The organism is Streptomyces sp. CC224B, from assembly GCF_030010595.1.
Lineage (GTDB): Bacteria > Actinomycetota > Actinomycetes > Streptomycetales > Streptomycetaceae > Streptomyces > Streptomyces longispororuber.
The window spans coordinates 14,222-28,498 of sequence record NZ_JASCXL010000032.1; the positions used below are offsets into that span (position 1 = coordinate 14,222).

The following is a 14,277-nucleotide window of genomic DNA, read 5'->3' on the forward strand; positions in this document are numbered from 1 at the left end:
CGTCGCAGGCGCCGGCGATGAGCAGGAGGCCGACGAGCGTGGGCACCCGCGTCGCAGCCTCGTAGCGATGCACCGTTTCGTGATGCCGACCGACGCGCTAGGCGAGCTGCACCTGGCCGAGTTGCGCTTCGCGGCGCGCGGTGCGAACGCAATCCAATGGCCCGGCGGCGGATGGGTACGCAGGCAGGCATGGGGTCGAGCGGCATCCAACAAGGTTCTGGCGATCTTGTTTGGCGGAGCTCGTCATATGTCGCGCCTTGTCGGGCGCGTGGCACAGGAGCGGTCGAGGGGCAGTTATGTCTCCGCCTGCCGGCCGTCAAGCGCCAGGAGCCAGGACTCAGTCAAGGCATCGCGCCCCGGGTCCCAAGCCCCCTGGTGGCCAGCATGTTTGACGCCATAGGGCCCCCACCGACAACCGTGATAGAGGTCTCCGGCCCGGCGGGCTGCTTGCTGCGGCTCATGCGAGCAGCGCGTGGTCAGATCTGGCCGAGGTCGATTTCCACCCGGAAGGGAGCCGCTACCTTGAGGACGCCGGTGAACACGCCCCCGTCTCGGTAGGTCTTCGTCGCGGGGTCGAGAACGTAGGTGTACACGAGAGGAACGCCTGTCGCGGCTTGCTCGATCCGCCAGTAGAAGCCGATGCCTGCCTTGGCGTACTGGTCGACTTTCACGATTCGGTCGGTGGTCTCCGAGCCAGGCGATACCACCTCGGCGACCAACAGCACGTGCTCGGGGCGGGTGGGGGTGATGTCGATCGTGTCTGCGCGGTACACGACGACGTCCGGGCGTCGATTGGTGAGCGGGACGTCCTGAAGCCGGACGTCGAAGTCCGTGTCGGCGTTCCAGTCCGGGCCCGCGGCGGCATCCAGGGCGTTCGCCAGGATCCGGGCCAGCCGGTTGTGCCGCTTGGACGCACTCGGACTCACAACGACCATCCCGTCCACGACCTCGATGCCGGCGCACTGCTCCTCGGACCAGGAGTCGTACTCCTCCGCCGTGATCTGCTCATGCATCCACGCCGGGGCCACCATCTCGGCCGTCATGAAGCACCTCCTGGACACTGTGCTGCGGGCCCGATCCCGCTGGATTCAGCGTACTGTCCACCACTCGCGCAGCACGCGGATCTCACTCGCCCCCTACCCGTCGGCCGGCATCCGACCAGCGAGCCCCACGGTTGGAGCACCCCGCGCGATTAAGTGGTCGGTGAGCGATGTCCCACTTGACCCAGCCGCGCCGCGATGGGACCGGGAGAGCCCGCTTCCGTGGAGCCGCCCGAGCCCGGTCGCTCACGCAAACGGCCCCGGACGGGGAGTCCGAGGCCGAGTAGGAGCCCTCCCTGGGGGAGAAAACCCAGGTCAGAGCGGTGGTGCGCTGTGCCCCCGGCAGGATTCGAACCTGCGACACCCGCTTTAGGAGAGCGGTGCTCTATCCCCTGAGCTACGAAGGCGTGCCGTCCGTAGGGGGACGGCTTTGGACAGGGTAGCCGATGGTGCGGCGGGGGTGCCTCGGGTGGGGCCGGGGGTGGGGCGGCCCGGTGGGGGGTGCGCGGGGCGGTCTTGTGTGCGGAGTGTTCCGGGGCGTGAACTGGGGGTGAGTGGTGTGGAGGGGCCCGAGGTGCGCTCCAGGGGCGGCTTCCCGTAGCTGTCGGGGGAGGTCCGCGGTAGCTCCTGGTCGCGGGACGGGGCGGCTGCCGTCGGGCCCAGGCGTGTGGGAGGAGGCGGTGAGGGTGACCAGGGCTCGGGTGGTGGTGGTTGGTGGGGGCGTGATGGGGGTGGCCATTGCGTTTCATCTGGCTGAGGCCGGGGTGCGGGATGTTGTGGTGGTGGAGCGAGGGGTGCTCGGGGGCGGTAGTTCCGGGAAGCCCATCGGTGGGGTGCGGGCTCAGTTCTCCGATCCGGTGAACGTGGCGCTCGGGGCGCGGAGCCTGCGGGCCTACGGGGACTTCGCGCGGCGGCCCGGCGGGGACATCGGGCTGCGGCGGGTCGGGTATCTGTTTCTGCTCGATCGGGAGCAGGACCTCGCCGCCTTCGCCGCCGGGGTCGAAGTGCAGGCGCGGATGGGCGTACGGAGCCGGGTCGTCGGGCCCGAGGAGGCCGGGGCGCTGTGTCCGTATGTGCGGGCCGAGGGGCTGGTCGCGGGGGTGTACTCCGCCGGGGACGGGCACGCCCGGCCGGGGGCCGTCGTCGCCGGGTACGCGCGGGCCGCCGCCGCGCTCGGGGTCTCGTTCCGTACGGGGGTCCGGGTCACCGGGATGGAGCTGGCCGGCGGGCGCGTGGCCGCCGTGCGCACCGATCACGGGGTGATCCCGTGCGGCGCGGTCGTGTGCGCCGCCGGAGCCTGGTCCGCCGCCGTCGGGGACATGGCAGGGGTTCCGCTGCCCGTGCGGCCGCTGCGGCGGCAGATCGCGTTCACCGCGCCGCCCGTGCCGCCCGCGCCCCGCATCCCGTTCACCATCGACTTCTCCTCCACCGCCTACTTCCACAACGGCGACGGCGGCGCGCTGCTCATCGGGCTCGCCGACCCCCGGCAGGAGGAGGGGTTCGACACGTCGTGGACGGACGACTGGGTGGGGTTGTTCCGCGAGGCCGCGCGGCGGCGGATGCCCGCGCTCGCCGGGCTCGACGTGGTGGGCGGCTGGGCCGGGCTCTACGAAGTCACGCCCGACCGCAACGCCCTCATCGGGCGCGACCCCCGCGTCCCCAACTTCCTGTACGCCACCGGGTTCTCCGGGCACGGGTTCCTCCAGGCCCCGGCCGTCGGCGAAGTCGTCCGCGATCTGTACCTGGAGGAGCGGGAGCCCGTCATCGATGTCACTCCGCTGAGCGCCGAGCGGTTCCGTGCCGGGGGCGGAGCCGGGGCCGGTGCCGGTGCCGAGAGGCCCGAGATTCATGTGGTGTGACGTTCCCGCTCGGCCTTCGGCGCCGTCCGGTGGATTCCCTGCCATCCCCCGCCGGAGACCGTACGCGTGGACCGTGCGCCCGTACGACCGTGCGCCCGTGCGCCCGTACGACCGTCCGTCCGCTGCCCGACCCCCGAGAGGTGAACGTCCCATGGCCGATGACGACCACCGCCGCCCCTGGCAGCTCCGCGCCGCCTTCGCCGCCCGGCTCTCGGACATGTACGGGCGTGAGGTTCCCGCGTACGCCACCCTCGTCGACGTCTCGCGGGAGGTGAACGAGGACGTCCTGCGGGCGCGTGGCGCCGACGCCGAGCGGTTCGGGTCCATCGGGCGGGTCACGGCCGAGCGGCACGGGGCGATCCGAGTGGGGACTCCGGCCGAGTTGGGTGAAGTGGCCCGGGTGTTCGGGGCTTTGGGGATGCGGCCCGTCGGGTTCTACGATCTGCGCGAGGCCGCGGGCAGCGCCGTGCCCGTCGTGTCCACCGCCTTCCGGCCCGTGGCGGCGGACGAACTCGCCCGCAACCCGTTCCGCGTATTCACCTCGCTCCTCACCCCCGCCGACCCCCGGTTCTTCGAGCCCGAACTGCGCGCGCGCCTCGAGCGGTTCCTCGCCGCGCGGGAGTTGTTCCCGCGCGAGCTGCTCGCCCCCGCCGACCGGGCCGAGGCCGAGGGCGGGCTTTCCGGCGCGGACGCAGAGCGGTTCCTCACCCTTGCCGTGCGGTCCTTCCAGTTGTCCGCCGAGCCGATCGACAAGGGGTGGTACGAGGAGCTGGCCCGGGTCTCCGCCGTCGCCGCCGACATCGGGGGCGTGCGCAGCACGCACCTCAACCACCTCACGCCGCGCGTCCTCGACATCGACGAGCTGTACCGGCGGATGACCGCCCGCGGCGTCCGCATGATCGACACCGTGCAGGGTCCGCCCGCCTGGGACGGGCCCGACGTACTGCTGCGCCAGACGTCGTTCCGGGCGCTCGACGAGCCGCGCGCGATGCGGGAGGCCGACGGGAGGGTGGTCAGGGGGTCGCTGCGGGTGCGGTTCGGAGAGGTCGAGGCCCGCGGGATCGCCCTCACCCGGGCCGGGCGCGCCCTGTACGACGACCTGCTCGACCAGGTCGACGCCCGCCGCCCGGGCACCCCCGCCGAGCGCACCGCGGTGGCCCGCGAGGTGTGGGCCGCCCACCTGCCCCCCACCGAGCGCGGGCTCGCCGAGCGCGGGCTCGGCCACTTCACGTACCACGTGGTGGACGGTCGGCCCCGCGACGGCGCCGCCCCGCCCACGACCCTCGGTGGCCTCCTCGACGGGGGCTGGGTGCGGGCCGAGCCCGTGGTGTACGAGGACTTCCTGCCCCGGTCCGCCGCGGGGATCTTTCAGTCCAATCTGCGCGAAGCGGGGGTGCGGGACGACGAGCGGGAGGGGGTTGCTTACGACAGCGCGTGGTTGTCGGGGGCTGTGGGGCGGGCTGTGCTTGATCCCTTCGGGTTGTACGAGGAGGAAGAGCGGGTTTCTCTTGAGCGGGTGGGGCGGGAGCTGGGGCTCCCCGACCTCACGCCTGGCCCCGCGCCCGGGCCCGCGCCTGGCCCCGGGCCCGGGCCTGCGCCTGGCTCCGCGCCCGGCCCCGCTGGCCCCGCGCCCGGGGGGCGGGCCCCCTGACCCCTCGCGGGCTTCCGCCCGGGCCCGCACACCCTGAGCCCCCGCGACCCCGAGCCCTGGGGGGGGGGGGGGCGGGCCCCCCCAACGCCCCCCACGCCCACCGGCCACCACCCGCACCCCGAGCCCTGGGGGCTGCGCCCCCTCGCCCCCCGATCGCGCTCCGCGCTCGTCCTCAAACGCCGGACGGGCTGGACTACCCCGCTCGCCGCCAAGTGCCGCCGTCGGCCACCGCCGGACGAGCTGAGCCCCCCGCCACCAGGGGGCTCACCACCGGACACCACCGGACAAAGCGAGTCTCTCCACCACCAGAGGGTTCACTACCAGACACCACTGGACAAACCGAGTCCCTCCGCCACAGAGGGCTCATCACCAGACTCCACCGGCATCAGACATCACCGGACAAACCGAGTCCCCCACCAACAGGCGGCTCACCGCCAGACGCCACCAGCACCAGACACCACCGGACAAACCGAGCCCCCGAAGCCGACGCCCCCGAGGAGCCCCCGATGTCCCTCCCCGCCACCGACACCCTCCGCTCCCGCGCCCTCGCCGCCCTCTCCCGGATCGGCGTGGCCCTCCCCGAGGGGGACGTGGCCCTCCCCGAGGGCGACGGGCTCCACGCCCGTACCCCTGTCACCGGCGAGCCGCTGTTCCCACTCGCCGGGGCCGGGGCCGGGGCCGGGGCCGTGGCCACGCCCCTCGACGTCGACGACGCCGTCGGTGTCGCGGACGAGGCCTTCCGTGCGTGGCGGGTCGTCCCGGCGCCGCGTCGGGGGGAACTGGTGCGGCGGCTCGGGGAGTTGCTGCGCACGCACCAGGGCGACCTCGCCGACCTCGTCACCGTCGAGGTGGGGAAGATCCGCTCCGAGGCCCTCGGCGAGGTGCGGGAGATGATCGACGTCTGCGACTTCGCGGTCGGGCTCTCGCGGCAGCTCTACGGGCGCACCATCGCGTCCGAGCGGCCCGGGCACCGGCTCGCGGAGACCTGGCACCCGCTCGGCGTCGTCGGCGTGATCTCCGCGTTCAACTTCCCCGCCGCCGTCTGGTCGTGGAACACCGCCGTCGCCCTGGTCTGCGGCGACACCGTGGTGTGGAAGCCGTCCGAGCTGACACCGCTGGTCTCGCTGGCGTGCGCGCGGCTGCTGGATCGCGCCGCCGCGGACACGGGCGCCCCGGCGGGCGTGCACCGGCTGCTCCTCGGGGGCCGGGCGGTGGGGGAGCGCCTCGTGGACGACCCGCGGGTCGCGCTCGTCAGTGCCACCGGGTCGACGCGCATGGGGCGCGAGGTGGGGCCGCGGGTGGCCGCCCGCTTCGGGCGCTCGCTGCTCGAACTGGGCGGCAACAACGCCGCCGTCGTCGCGCCCTCCGCCGACCTCGACCTCACCGTACGGAGCGTGGTGTTCGCCGCCGCGGGCACGGCGGGGCAGCGGTGCACGACGCTGCGCCGCCTGATCGTCCACCGGGACGTGGCCGACGCGCTGCTCGGGCGGCTCGTGGACGCGTACCGGAAGCTGCCGGTCGGGGACCCCTTCGACGAGGGCACGCTCGTCGGGCCGCTCATCTCGCCGGCCGCGCTGGACCGCATGCGGGAGGCGCTCGCCCGGGCCAGGGACGAGGGCGGCGAGGTCCTCGCGGGCGGAGGCCGGCGCCTCGCCGACGTCGCACCCCGGGCGGCGTACGTGGAGCCCGCCCTCGTCCGCGTCGGCGGGCAGACCGGCCACACCGGCCGGGCCGCGCAGTCGGGCGTCGTGCGCGAGGAGACCTTCGCGCCCGTCCTGTACGTGCTGACGTACGACCGGTTCGAGGAGGCCGTCGCGCTCCACAACGACGTGCCGCAAGGGCTCTCGTCCAGTGTCTTCACGCGCGACCAGCGCGAGGCCGAGCTGTTCCTGTCCGCCGAGGGCTCCGACTGCGGCATCGTCAACGTCAACATCGGCACGTCGGGCGCGGAGATCGGCGGCGCCTTCGGCGGCGAGAAGGAGACGGGCGGCGGCCGGGAGTCCGGGTCCGACGCGTGGCGCGCGTACATGCGGTCCGCGACGAACACCGTCAACTACTCGGGCGGCCTCGCCCTCGCGCAGAACGTCAGCTTCCTGTGAGCACCGGCCGGACCCCCGCACGCCGTCCACGCCTGACGCCCCCGCGCACGGCTCAGCGGCTGTGTACTGTCGCCCGGACAGCGGCCCCGGTCAGGTCGCGGACGTAGCTGACGCCCGGGCGGCCGTCGAGGACGATCTCGCCGGTGGGGACGAAGCCGGCGCGGGCGAGCACGGCCCGCGAGCCGGGATTGTCCGCGGTGGTCGCCGCCCGCAGCGACGTCAGGCCGTACTCCGTGGCGGCCAGCACGCACACCTGCCGTACGGCGTCCGTGGCGAGCCCGCGCGAGGTGGCCTTCTCGGCGATGCGGTAGCCGAGTTCGGCCGAGCCGTCCGCCACGTCCACGAGGTTGACCCGGCCGAGGATCTCGCCGTCGCCGTCGACCACCACGTGGAAGTGGCAGACCCCGGCCTCCTGTTCGGCGAGGAGCGCGCGCAGGCGCTCGTCGAACTCGGCGAAGTAGGCGTCACCGCGGTCCGGTACCGACGCGGCGAAGTAGGCGCGGTTCTCCCGCTCGAAGGCGAGCAGGGCCGGGGCGTGGTCGAGGCGCAGGCGCGCGAGTTCGGGCATAACGGCACGGTACGGCCACCGCGCCCGAGAGGACCAGGAAATTCCCCTTCCGCCGCCGCGCCGCTGCCCCGCCGCGCTGCCCCGCCGCGCCGCCCCGCGGGCCCCGGGCCCCGGGCGCGCCGTGCCCCGCCCGCCCCGCCTACTTCCGCGTCTCGATGTGGAAGCCGAACGCGGCCGTGCCCGGGTCGACCGCGGTGACGCCGCCGTCGACGGTGAGCGTGGCGCCGTTGACGAACGACGCGGCGGGGGAGAGCAGCCAGACGACGGCCTCGGCGACCTCCTCGGCGGTGCCGGGGCGGCCCGCGGGGATCAGCCGCGTCGCCTTCTCGTACGCGGTGTCGATGCCGGCCGCGCCGTCGCCGAACCCGGCGGAGTGGGCGAACTGGTTCATCCGCCGGTCCGCCATCTCCGTGCGCACCCAGCTCGGGCAGACGGTGTTGGCACGCACCCCGCGGGGGCCGTAGTCGACGGCGACGGAGCGGCACAGTTGCAGCAGCGCCGCCTTGGAGGTGGCGTACGCGGCGTTGCCGACGCCGTTGCGCAGCGCCGCCACCGAGGCGACGGCCACGACGGAGCCGCGGGTCTCCAGGAGGTGCGGCAGGGCGGTGCGCAGGAGGTGGAAGGGGCCGGTGAGGTTGGTGGCGAGGACGGTCTCCCAGTCCTCGGGGTCCAGGTCGCCGACGGCGCCGGGGCGGCCCACCCCGGCGTTCAGGACGACGCCGTCGAGCCGCCCGTACGCCTCCAGGGTCGCCGCGACGAGACCGGCGACGGCCTCGGGGTCGGAGGCGTCGGCGGGGTGGGCGAGCGCGCCGGTCTCCTCGGCGACGATGCGCAGCGGCGTCGGCCGCCGCCCGGACACCACGACGTGGTGCCCGTCGGCGCGAAGCTGCCGGGCGGTGGCGGCACCGATGCCGGTACCGCCGCCGGTGACGAGGACAACGCGGCTGTCAGCCATGGTCGTTCAGCCTCCTGGAGAGCTCGCCCTGATCCTGCTGGCTCGTGCGCCTCCACTCTGTCACCCGCCCTCCGCCCCGGCTCAAGGCCTCCTCGGTGCGAAGCTGCTCACGCCTTCCCGGCGCGCGTGATGTGCACGCGGTAGTTGCCGTCCAGGTCCACGCCTGCCACCTTGATCCGGACGCCCTTGCCGCGGTCCAGGAAGGTCTCGCCGAGGGCGAAGGGCGCGTCCGACAGCTCCGCGTGCACGTTGGGGCTGCGGGTGCAGCCGCCGCTGTCGCGGGTGGCGTCGGTGACCGTGACGGGGCCCTGGCCGGTGTCGACGCCCGCGTCCACGCGGTAGACGAGCACCCCGGCCCGGCACACCGCCTCGTCGTTGCCCGCGCGGGTGCGCAACTCCACGGCGTACCCGGTCCGCGCGCCGGTCGGCACGAACACCAGCTTGGTGCCGCCGCGCTCGGCGAGCGGGGTGAGCAGGTGCTCGGTGGTGCCGCGGGCCGGGGCGCAGTCGACCTGCGCGTCGTCGATCCAGCCCAGCTTCCACTTGTGCCAGCCGAGCAGGTCGTTGTTGGCGCCCCAGTCCTCGCTCATGATGTCCCAGTGGCCGACGGCGCCGCCGCCGTCGCGCGTGTACAGGTCCGGCAGGCCGAAGACGTGGCCGTTCTCGTGCGGCAGGACCCGGTAGCCGGTGCGGTCGTAGCTGCCCGAGCCGTCGTCCTGGCGGCTGTAGACGAACGAGGCGTTGGCGACGGGCACGCCGTCCGCCACCGGCGCCTCGTGGTTGCCTGCGAACGTCACCGACAGGACGGTGTCGAGCGCGGAGGGGCCCGCGTTCGGGGTGATGAGCACGTTCACCAGGTCGTACGCGCGGAAGTCGACGTCCGGGTCGGCCGCGGCCACGATGTCCTCGACCAGCTCCCGGTAGCCCGGGTCGAAGGGGGCGCCGCGCTCTATCCCGTACTCCTTGAACGGCTTGGGCATCCGCAGCCAGTCGGGGACCGGCACCTCGGGCCGGTAGTCGAGGCGGCCGTACGAACTGGTGCGGAACCAGTCGGTGGTCTGCGGGAAGAACTCCCCGAGCCGGTCGAGCGCGGTGCCCTCGCCGGGGGCGTCGGAGAAGTCGACCATCAGGTTCAGGGCGCGGACGGTGCCGGTGGAGCGGGCGTAGCCGGGGCCGGTAGGGATGCCCTCGGACATCTGGACGCCGAGCTCGCCGCTGATCATGCAGGGGCCGTGCGCGCCGGAGCGGGTCTGGGAGACGGGGCCGGAGGCCGAGGCCGTGTCGGCGAGCAGGCGGCCGGTGCTCGCGGAGGCGGTCACGGCGAGCACGACCGCGGCGGCCGAGCCGAGCGCCGCGGCCCGCAGGAGCCGGTGGCGGCGGGCCCCGGCGGGGGCCCGTCCGGGGCCCCCGGGGGCGGTGCCGCTCCCGGTGCCCTCGGCGCTCCGGCCCTCGGCTATGCCCTTCCACGGCGGCTGCTGCATACGTGGGCCCTCCACTCCGCGGCAGCCGCGGGTCCGGCTGCACCCTCTGCGATCACCCTGTGCCGGAGGGTGCGCGGGCGCGCGCTGAGCTGGCCCGATCGTGGGTATCGCGGGTGGCTGGGGTGGGGGCGGACTGTCGGCCGGGGTGGGGGCGGGCCGACGGGGTGAGGGTCCGTCGGAAATGTGAGGTACGTCACAGGCCGGAGGGGAAATAACCGGGGACGGCGTCCCCGTTTAGGGAGGTGTCCGCGCGAAACGGGGATCAACTCCCCGCATCGCGCACCTCAGCTCCCGCCGGGAAATTCGTTGGACCCGCCACCTGGGGCCCTGCGAACCTGAGGCCTTTGACCGCTTCGAGGAGACTTCGCCGTGGAAACCGCCACCGCCGCGCAGCGCCGCGCGACCCGCCCGCGGGCCGACGCCCTGCGCAACCGGGAGCGGATCGTCGCCGCCGCACGCGAGATGTTCGTCCAGCGCGGCGCCGACGTGCCGCTGGACGAGATCGCGCGCCGCGCGGGCGTCGGGAACGCCACGGTCTACCGCCACTTCGCCGACCGCGACGAGCTCGTGCACCACGTACTGCTCTCGGTCACCGACCGGGTGACGAGCCTCGCCGAGGCCGCCGTCGCGGCCGCCGACGCCGCGCCGGAGTCCGCGTTCGCGGCCCTGCGCGACTTCGCCCACGACGCGGTGGACGAGCGCATCGGCGCGCTGTGCCCGATCCTCTCCGAGTCGCTCGACCCGAACCACCCCGAGCTGCACGCGGCCCGGGTCCGCGTCGAGGGCGTCGTGGAGGCGCTCATGGAGCGGGCCCGCCGCGCCGGCCAGCTCCGCACCGACATCGGCGTCGGTGACCTCATGGTGGCCCTGGGGCAGCTCACCAGGCCGCTGCCGGGCACCGGCGGCTGCCTCCTCGACTTCGACCAGTTCGTGCACCGCCATCTCCAGTTGTTCCTGGACGGCCTGATGGCGCCGGCACGCTCACCGCTTCCCGGACACCCCGCGACGTTGGAGGAGCTACGCGACAAGGCGCACTGAGCAGCTCCTGAAGCAATCGTTCGCCGGACGGCGACGGCCGCGACCCGGACCCGGGTCGGAAGGAGGACCCGCACTCCGACCCGGGACCCATGCGCCCGGCCGCCCTCCTGGTGTCTCGTTTATCAGTACTCACCCTGTTTATCCCTGCATCCCTAGGTGGCTCCACCCATGTCACAGTCAGCAGTTCCGTCACTCGCTCCCGATCCGAAGCGCTGGAAGGCCCTCGTCTTCATCGCGCTCGCCCAGCTCATGGTCGTCCTCGACGCGACCATCGTGAACATCGCGCTGCCCTCGGCCCAGGAGGACCTCGGCATATCCGAGGGCAACAAGCAGTGGGTCATCACGGCCTACGCCCTGGCCTTCGGCGGCCTGCTGCTGTTCGGCGGCCGCATCGCCGACCTGTGGGGCCGCAAGCGCACCTTCGTCACCGGCCTCATCGGCTTCGCCGCGGCCTCCGCGCTCGGCGGCGCCGCGACCGGCGAGGCCATGATGCTCGGGGCCCGCGCCCTCCAGGGCCTGTTCGGCGCGCTGCTCGCGCCCGCCGCCCTGTCCCTGCTCGCGGTGATGTTCACCGAGGCCAAGGAGCGCGCCAAGGCGTTCGGCATCTACGGTGCCATCGCCGGCGGCGGCGGTGCCGTCGGCCTCATCCTCGGCGGCTTCCTCACCGAGTACCTGAACTGGCGCTGGACGTTCTTCGTGAACATCCCGTTCGCGATCGTCGCCGCCGCCGGTGCCTACTTCGTGATCCGCGAGCCCGAGGGCGGCCGCAACCGCTCGCCGCTCGACATCCCCGGCGTGGTCCTGTCCACGCTCGGCCTGGTCGCGCTGGTCTACGGCTTCACGCGCGCCGAGTCCGAGGGCTGGTCGGACACCGTGACGATCACCATGTTCGTCTCCTCCGTCGTGCTGCTGGCCGCGTTCGTCGTCACCGAGGCCAAGGTCCGCCACCCGCTGCTCCCGCTGCGCGTCCTGACCGAGCGCAACCGCGGCGGCATCTACCTGTCGCTCGGCCTCGCCGTCATCTCGATGTTCGGCCTGTTCCTGTTCCTCACGTACTACCTGCAGATCGTCAAGGGCTACTCTCCGGTGAAGACCGGCTTCGCGTTCCTGCCGATGATCTTCGGCATGATCGTGGGCTCGACGCAGATCGGCACCCGCCTGATGACCCGCGTCGCGCCGCGCCTGCTGATGGCACCGGGCTTCCTGCTCGCCGCCCTCGGCATGCTGCTCCTGACGCAGCTCGACATCGACACCTCGTACGCCGGTCTGATCATGCCGGCGCAGCTCATGCTGGGCCTCGGCATGGGTACGGCGTTCATGCCGGCCATGTCGCTGGCCACGCACGGCGTCGAGCCGCGTGACGCCGGTGTCGCCTCCGCGATGGTCAACACCTCGCAGCAGGTCGGCGGCGCCATCGGCACGGCCCTCCTGAACACCATCGCGGCCTCCGCGACCACGGCGTACATCGAGGACCACGTGGCGGGCGCCACCACCCCGGCGGCGCAGAAGGTGCTCGCGGCCAAGGCCATGGTGGACGGCTACACCCACGCCATCTGGTGGGCGGTCGGCATCCTCGTCGTCTCCGCGGTGATCGCCGCCGTGCTCATCACCACCGACGCCCAGAACGGCGCCCCGGCCGCCTCCGGCGACGGCGCCGAGAACCCCGACGACGCCGTGAAGATCCCGGTGGTGGCGCACTGACGCCCCCCGCGGTCTGCCGGTACGGGCCCGCCCGGCGCTCCCCAGGGAGCCGGGGCGGGCCCGTCCGCGTCACGGGGCGGGGGCCGGAGCAGGTGCGGGGGCGTGGGCGGGGGCTCTAACGGAGCCAGGGCAGGTCCGCGCCCGCCTCCTTCGGCTGGAGTCCCTCGGCGACGATCCGCATGATCTCGCCGAGGGACTTCTGCTGTGCCGGGGTCAGCCGGTCGAAGACGGCCTGCCGCACCGCCTCCACGTGGCCCGGAGCGGTGTGCTGGAGCACCTCGTACCCGCCGTCGGTCAGGATCGCGAACTGCCCCCGCTTGTCGGTCGGGCAGTCCTCGCGCCGCACCCAGCCACTGCGCTCCAGGCGCGCGATCGCGTGCGAGAGCCGGGACCGGGTGATCTTCGAGCTGCGGGCCAGCTCCGTCATCCGCATCCGCCGCCGCGGCGCCGCCGAGAGCTGCACGAGCAGCGCGTAGTACAGGTGCGGCATGCCGGCGTCCCGCTGGAGCTGGCGGTCGAGGTAGTCCTCCAGGAGCGTGGACGCGTGCACGTACGCCAGCCAGGTGCGCTGCTCCTCCTCGCCGAGCCAGCGCGGCTCGGCGTCCCCGCGCGGGGCGGTCGCCCCGGCGGGCCCGGGGGCGGGCGCGGCGGTCGGGGCGCTCCGGTCGGAGGCCGCGGGGGCCGTCCGGTCGGACAGGGGGGCGGCGTTCCGCGCGGAGGTGGATGGCTGGTCCATGTATCCCACTGTACGAGCCCTTCCTGTGCCGCCCCGGAGCCGCGTCACAGGGCGGGCGGATTCAGTTCCACACCGCGCAGCGCGGCCGCCCGCGCCCGCTCGTCGCCGACGTCCAGGGCGGTGTCCGCGAACTTGATGGTGTGGTCGTCGCCGTGCGCGGCGGCCCGCGCGAAGACCTCCTCGAACGTGCTGGTGGCGGCCTCGCCGTAGGCGGCGCGCGTCTCCTCGGGCGGCGCCGGGTCCGCGGGCGCGTAGGCGGCGGTGACCGCGGCCCCGGCCGCCCAGGCCGCCTCCAGCGACGCGGGCCACAGGGCGCGGGGGAGCGCGGGCAGGGCGCGCAGCACGGCGTTGGGCGCCGTCGCCGCGTGCACCAGCATGATCGGCTCACCGTGGCCGTGGTCGGCGTAGCGGTGCACGGCCGCGGCGACCAGCTCGGTGAGGTGGTCCCGCGCGGCGTCGGGGTCGGCGGCCGGCGCGGTCGGCCACACCGGTACGGAGGCGAGCTGCGCGAAGCGGTCCGGCAGCGGGCCGTCCTGGACCGGGATCCGCTCGACGGCGGCGAGGGCGGCGAGGGCCCCCGCGGACGCGGGCAGCGCGACCGCCGCGCGCGGGGGCAGCGGGGTGTGGCGGGCCGCCCAGTAACCGAGGCCGTGGGCCAGCTCGGCCAGCCGGGGCGCGGTCTCGCCGCCGGGCGCGAGGAGGCCGCGCACGGCGTGGCCGACGCGGATCACCGGGTGCGTGGAGCCGCCCGCGATGCCCGGCAGGAGCACCGGCCACCAGGCGGCGAGCACCTCGCGCCAGGGCCGCTCGGCGAGCGCGCGCGAGAAGTGGTCGATCCAGTCAGCGGCCCGCCGCGGATCGCCGAGGGCCTCGCGCCAGGTGGCGTCCGTCACCGGGGCGACCCGGCCCGGCATGTCCTCCAGCTTGTGCCGGTAGTAGTCGAGCCACCGGTGCACGGTACGGGCCTGGCCGCGGCGGACCAGGGCCTCGACGGCCATCGGACCGTGGTTGGTCAGCCGCCCGAGCCGTTCCGGGCCGCTCGCGTGCAGCCGTTCGAGAGCCTCGTCGAGGATGCCGGAGTCGCCTCCGGACGTGTGTACGTCGTCCATGGCCGCACGCTAGGCGCCCGGCCCCGCGGCGGTAACGGTC

General features: G+C 74.1%; 11 protein-coding genes and 1 tRNA gene. 5 read left to right on the plus strand and 7 right to left on the minus strand.

The features are described from left to right. Positions 1-476: 476 nt before the first annotated feature. Both QK440_RS15295 and QK440_RS15300 read right to left on the minus strand, forming a co-directional pair. Positions 477-1,043 (minus strand): Uma2 family endonuclease, encoded by a 567-nt coding sequence (locus QK440_RS15295; RefSeq protein ID WP_282793642.1) that lies wholly within the window; start codon positions 1,041-1,043, stop codon positions 477-479. A 331-nt stretch (positions 1,044-1,374) separates the two neighbouring features. Further along, positions 1,375-1,447 (minus strand) — tRNA-Arg (locus tag QK440_RS15300). 258 nt (positions 1,448-1,705) lie between these two features. Between QK440_RS15300 and QK440_RS15305 the strand changes: the two genes are divergently transcribed. The 3 genes from QK440_RS15305 to QK440_RS15315 all read left to right on the plus strand — a co-directional run bounded on the left by QK440_RS15305 (position 1,706) and on the right by QK440_RS15315 (position 6,649). Beyond that, positions 1,706-2,899 carry an FAD-binding oxidoreductase gene (locus QK440_RS15305; RefSeq protein WP_282793643.1) on the plus strand — a complete coding sequence of 398 codons (1,194 nt, stop codon included), beginning with the start codon at positions 1,706-1,708 and terminating at the stop codon, positions 2,897-2,899. 151 nt (positions 2,900-3,050) lie between these two features. Next, positions 3,051-4,550: a VOC family protein gene (locus QK440_RS15310; RefSeq protein ID WP_282793644.1), complete on the plus strand. Its 1,500-nt coding sequence runs from the start codon at positions 3,051-3,053 to the stop codon at positions 4,548-4,550. A 506-nt stretch (positions 4,551-5,056) separates the two neighbouring features. Next, positions 5,057-6,649, plus strand: coding sequence for an aldehyde dehydrogenase family protein (locus QK440_RS15315; protein WP_282793645.1), 1,593 nt, complete (start codon positions 5,057-5,059; stop codon positions 6,647-6,649). Between the two features lie 52 nt (positions 6,650-6,701). Here the strand turns inward: QK440_RS15315 and QK440_RS15320 are convergent, their stop codons facing one another. The 3 genes from QK440_RS15320 to QK440_RS15330 all read right to left on the minus strand — a co-directional run bounded on the left by QK440_RS15320 (position 6,702) and on the right by QK440_RS15330 (position 9,653). Beyond that, on the minus strand, positions 6,702-7,217 hold the full coding sequence (locus QK440_RS15320) for a GNAT family N-acetyltransferase (protein ID WP_282793646.1): 516 nt from the start codon (positions 7,215-7,217) through the stop codon (positions 6,702-6,704). 139 nt (positions 7,218-7,356) lie between these two features. After that, a complete protein-coding gene (locus tag QK440_RS15325; RefSeq protein WP_282793647.1) occupies positions 7,357-8,172 on the minus strand; it encodes an SDR family oxidoreductase in 816 nt (271 codons plus the stop codon). A 107-nt stretch (positions 8,173-8,279) separates the two neighbouring features. Next, the gene (locus tag QK440_RS15330; RefSeq protein ID WP_282793648.1) at positions 8,280-9,653 is read right to left on the minus strand and encodes a M6 family metalloprotease domain-containing protein; all 1,374 of its coding nucleotides are present in this window, start codon (positions 9,651-9,653) and stop codon (positions 8,280-8,282) included. A 369-nt stretch (positions 9,654-10,022) separates the two neighbouring features. On the opposite strand from QK440_RS15330, the gene QK440_RS15335 reads away from it, so the two are divergent. Continuing rightward, positions 10,023-10,691 (plus strand): TetR/AcrR family transcriptional regulator, encoded by a 669-nt coding sequence (locus QK440_RS15335; RefSeq protein ID WP_282793649.1) that lies wholly within the window; start codon positions 10,023-10,025, stop codon positions 10,689-10,691. Positions 10,692-10,859: 168 nt separating this feature from the next. After that, entirely contained in the window at positions 10,860-12,392 is a 1,533-nt protein-coding gene (locus QK440_RS15340) for an MFS transporter (protein WP_282793650.1), read from the plus strand. 115 nt (positions 12,393-12,507) lie between these two features. Here QK440_RS15340 and QK440_RS15345 read toward each other — a convergent pair whose 3' ends face one another. Further along, complete coding sequence (locus QK440_RS15345; protein ID WP_282793651.1) at positions 12,508-13,128, minus strand: MarR family transcriptional regulator; 621 nt, start codon at positions 13,126-13,128, stop codon at positions 12,508-12,510. A gap of 44 nt (positions 13,129-13,172) precedes the next feature. Next, positions 13,173-14,237 (minus strand): questin oxidase family protein, encoded by a 1,065-nt coding sequence (locus tag QK440_RS15350; protein ID WP_282793652.1) that lies wholly within the window; start codon positions 14,235-14,237, stop codon positions 13,173-13,175. Positions 14,238-14,277: the final 40 nt, after the last annotated feature.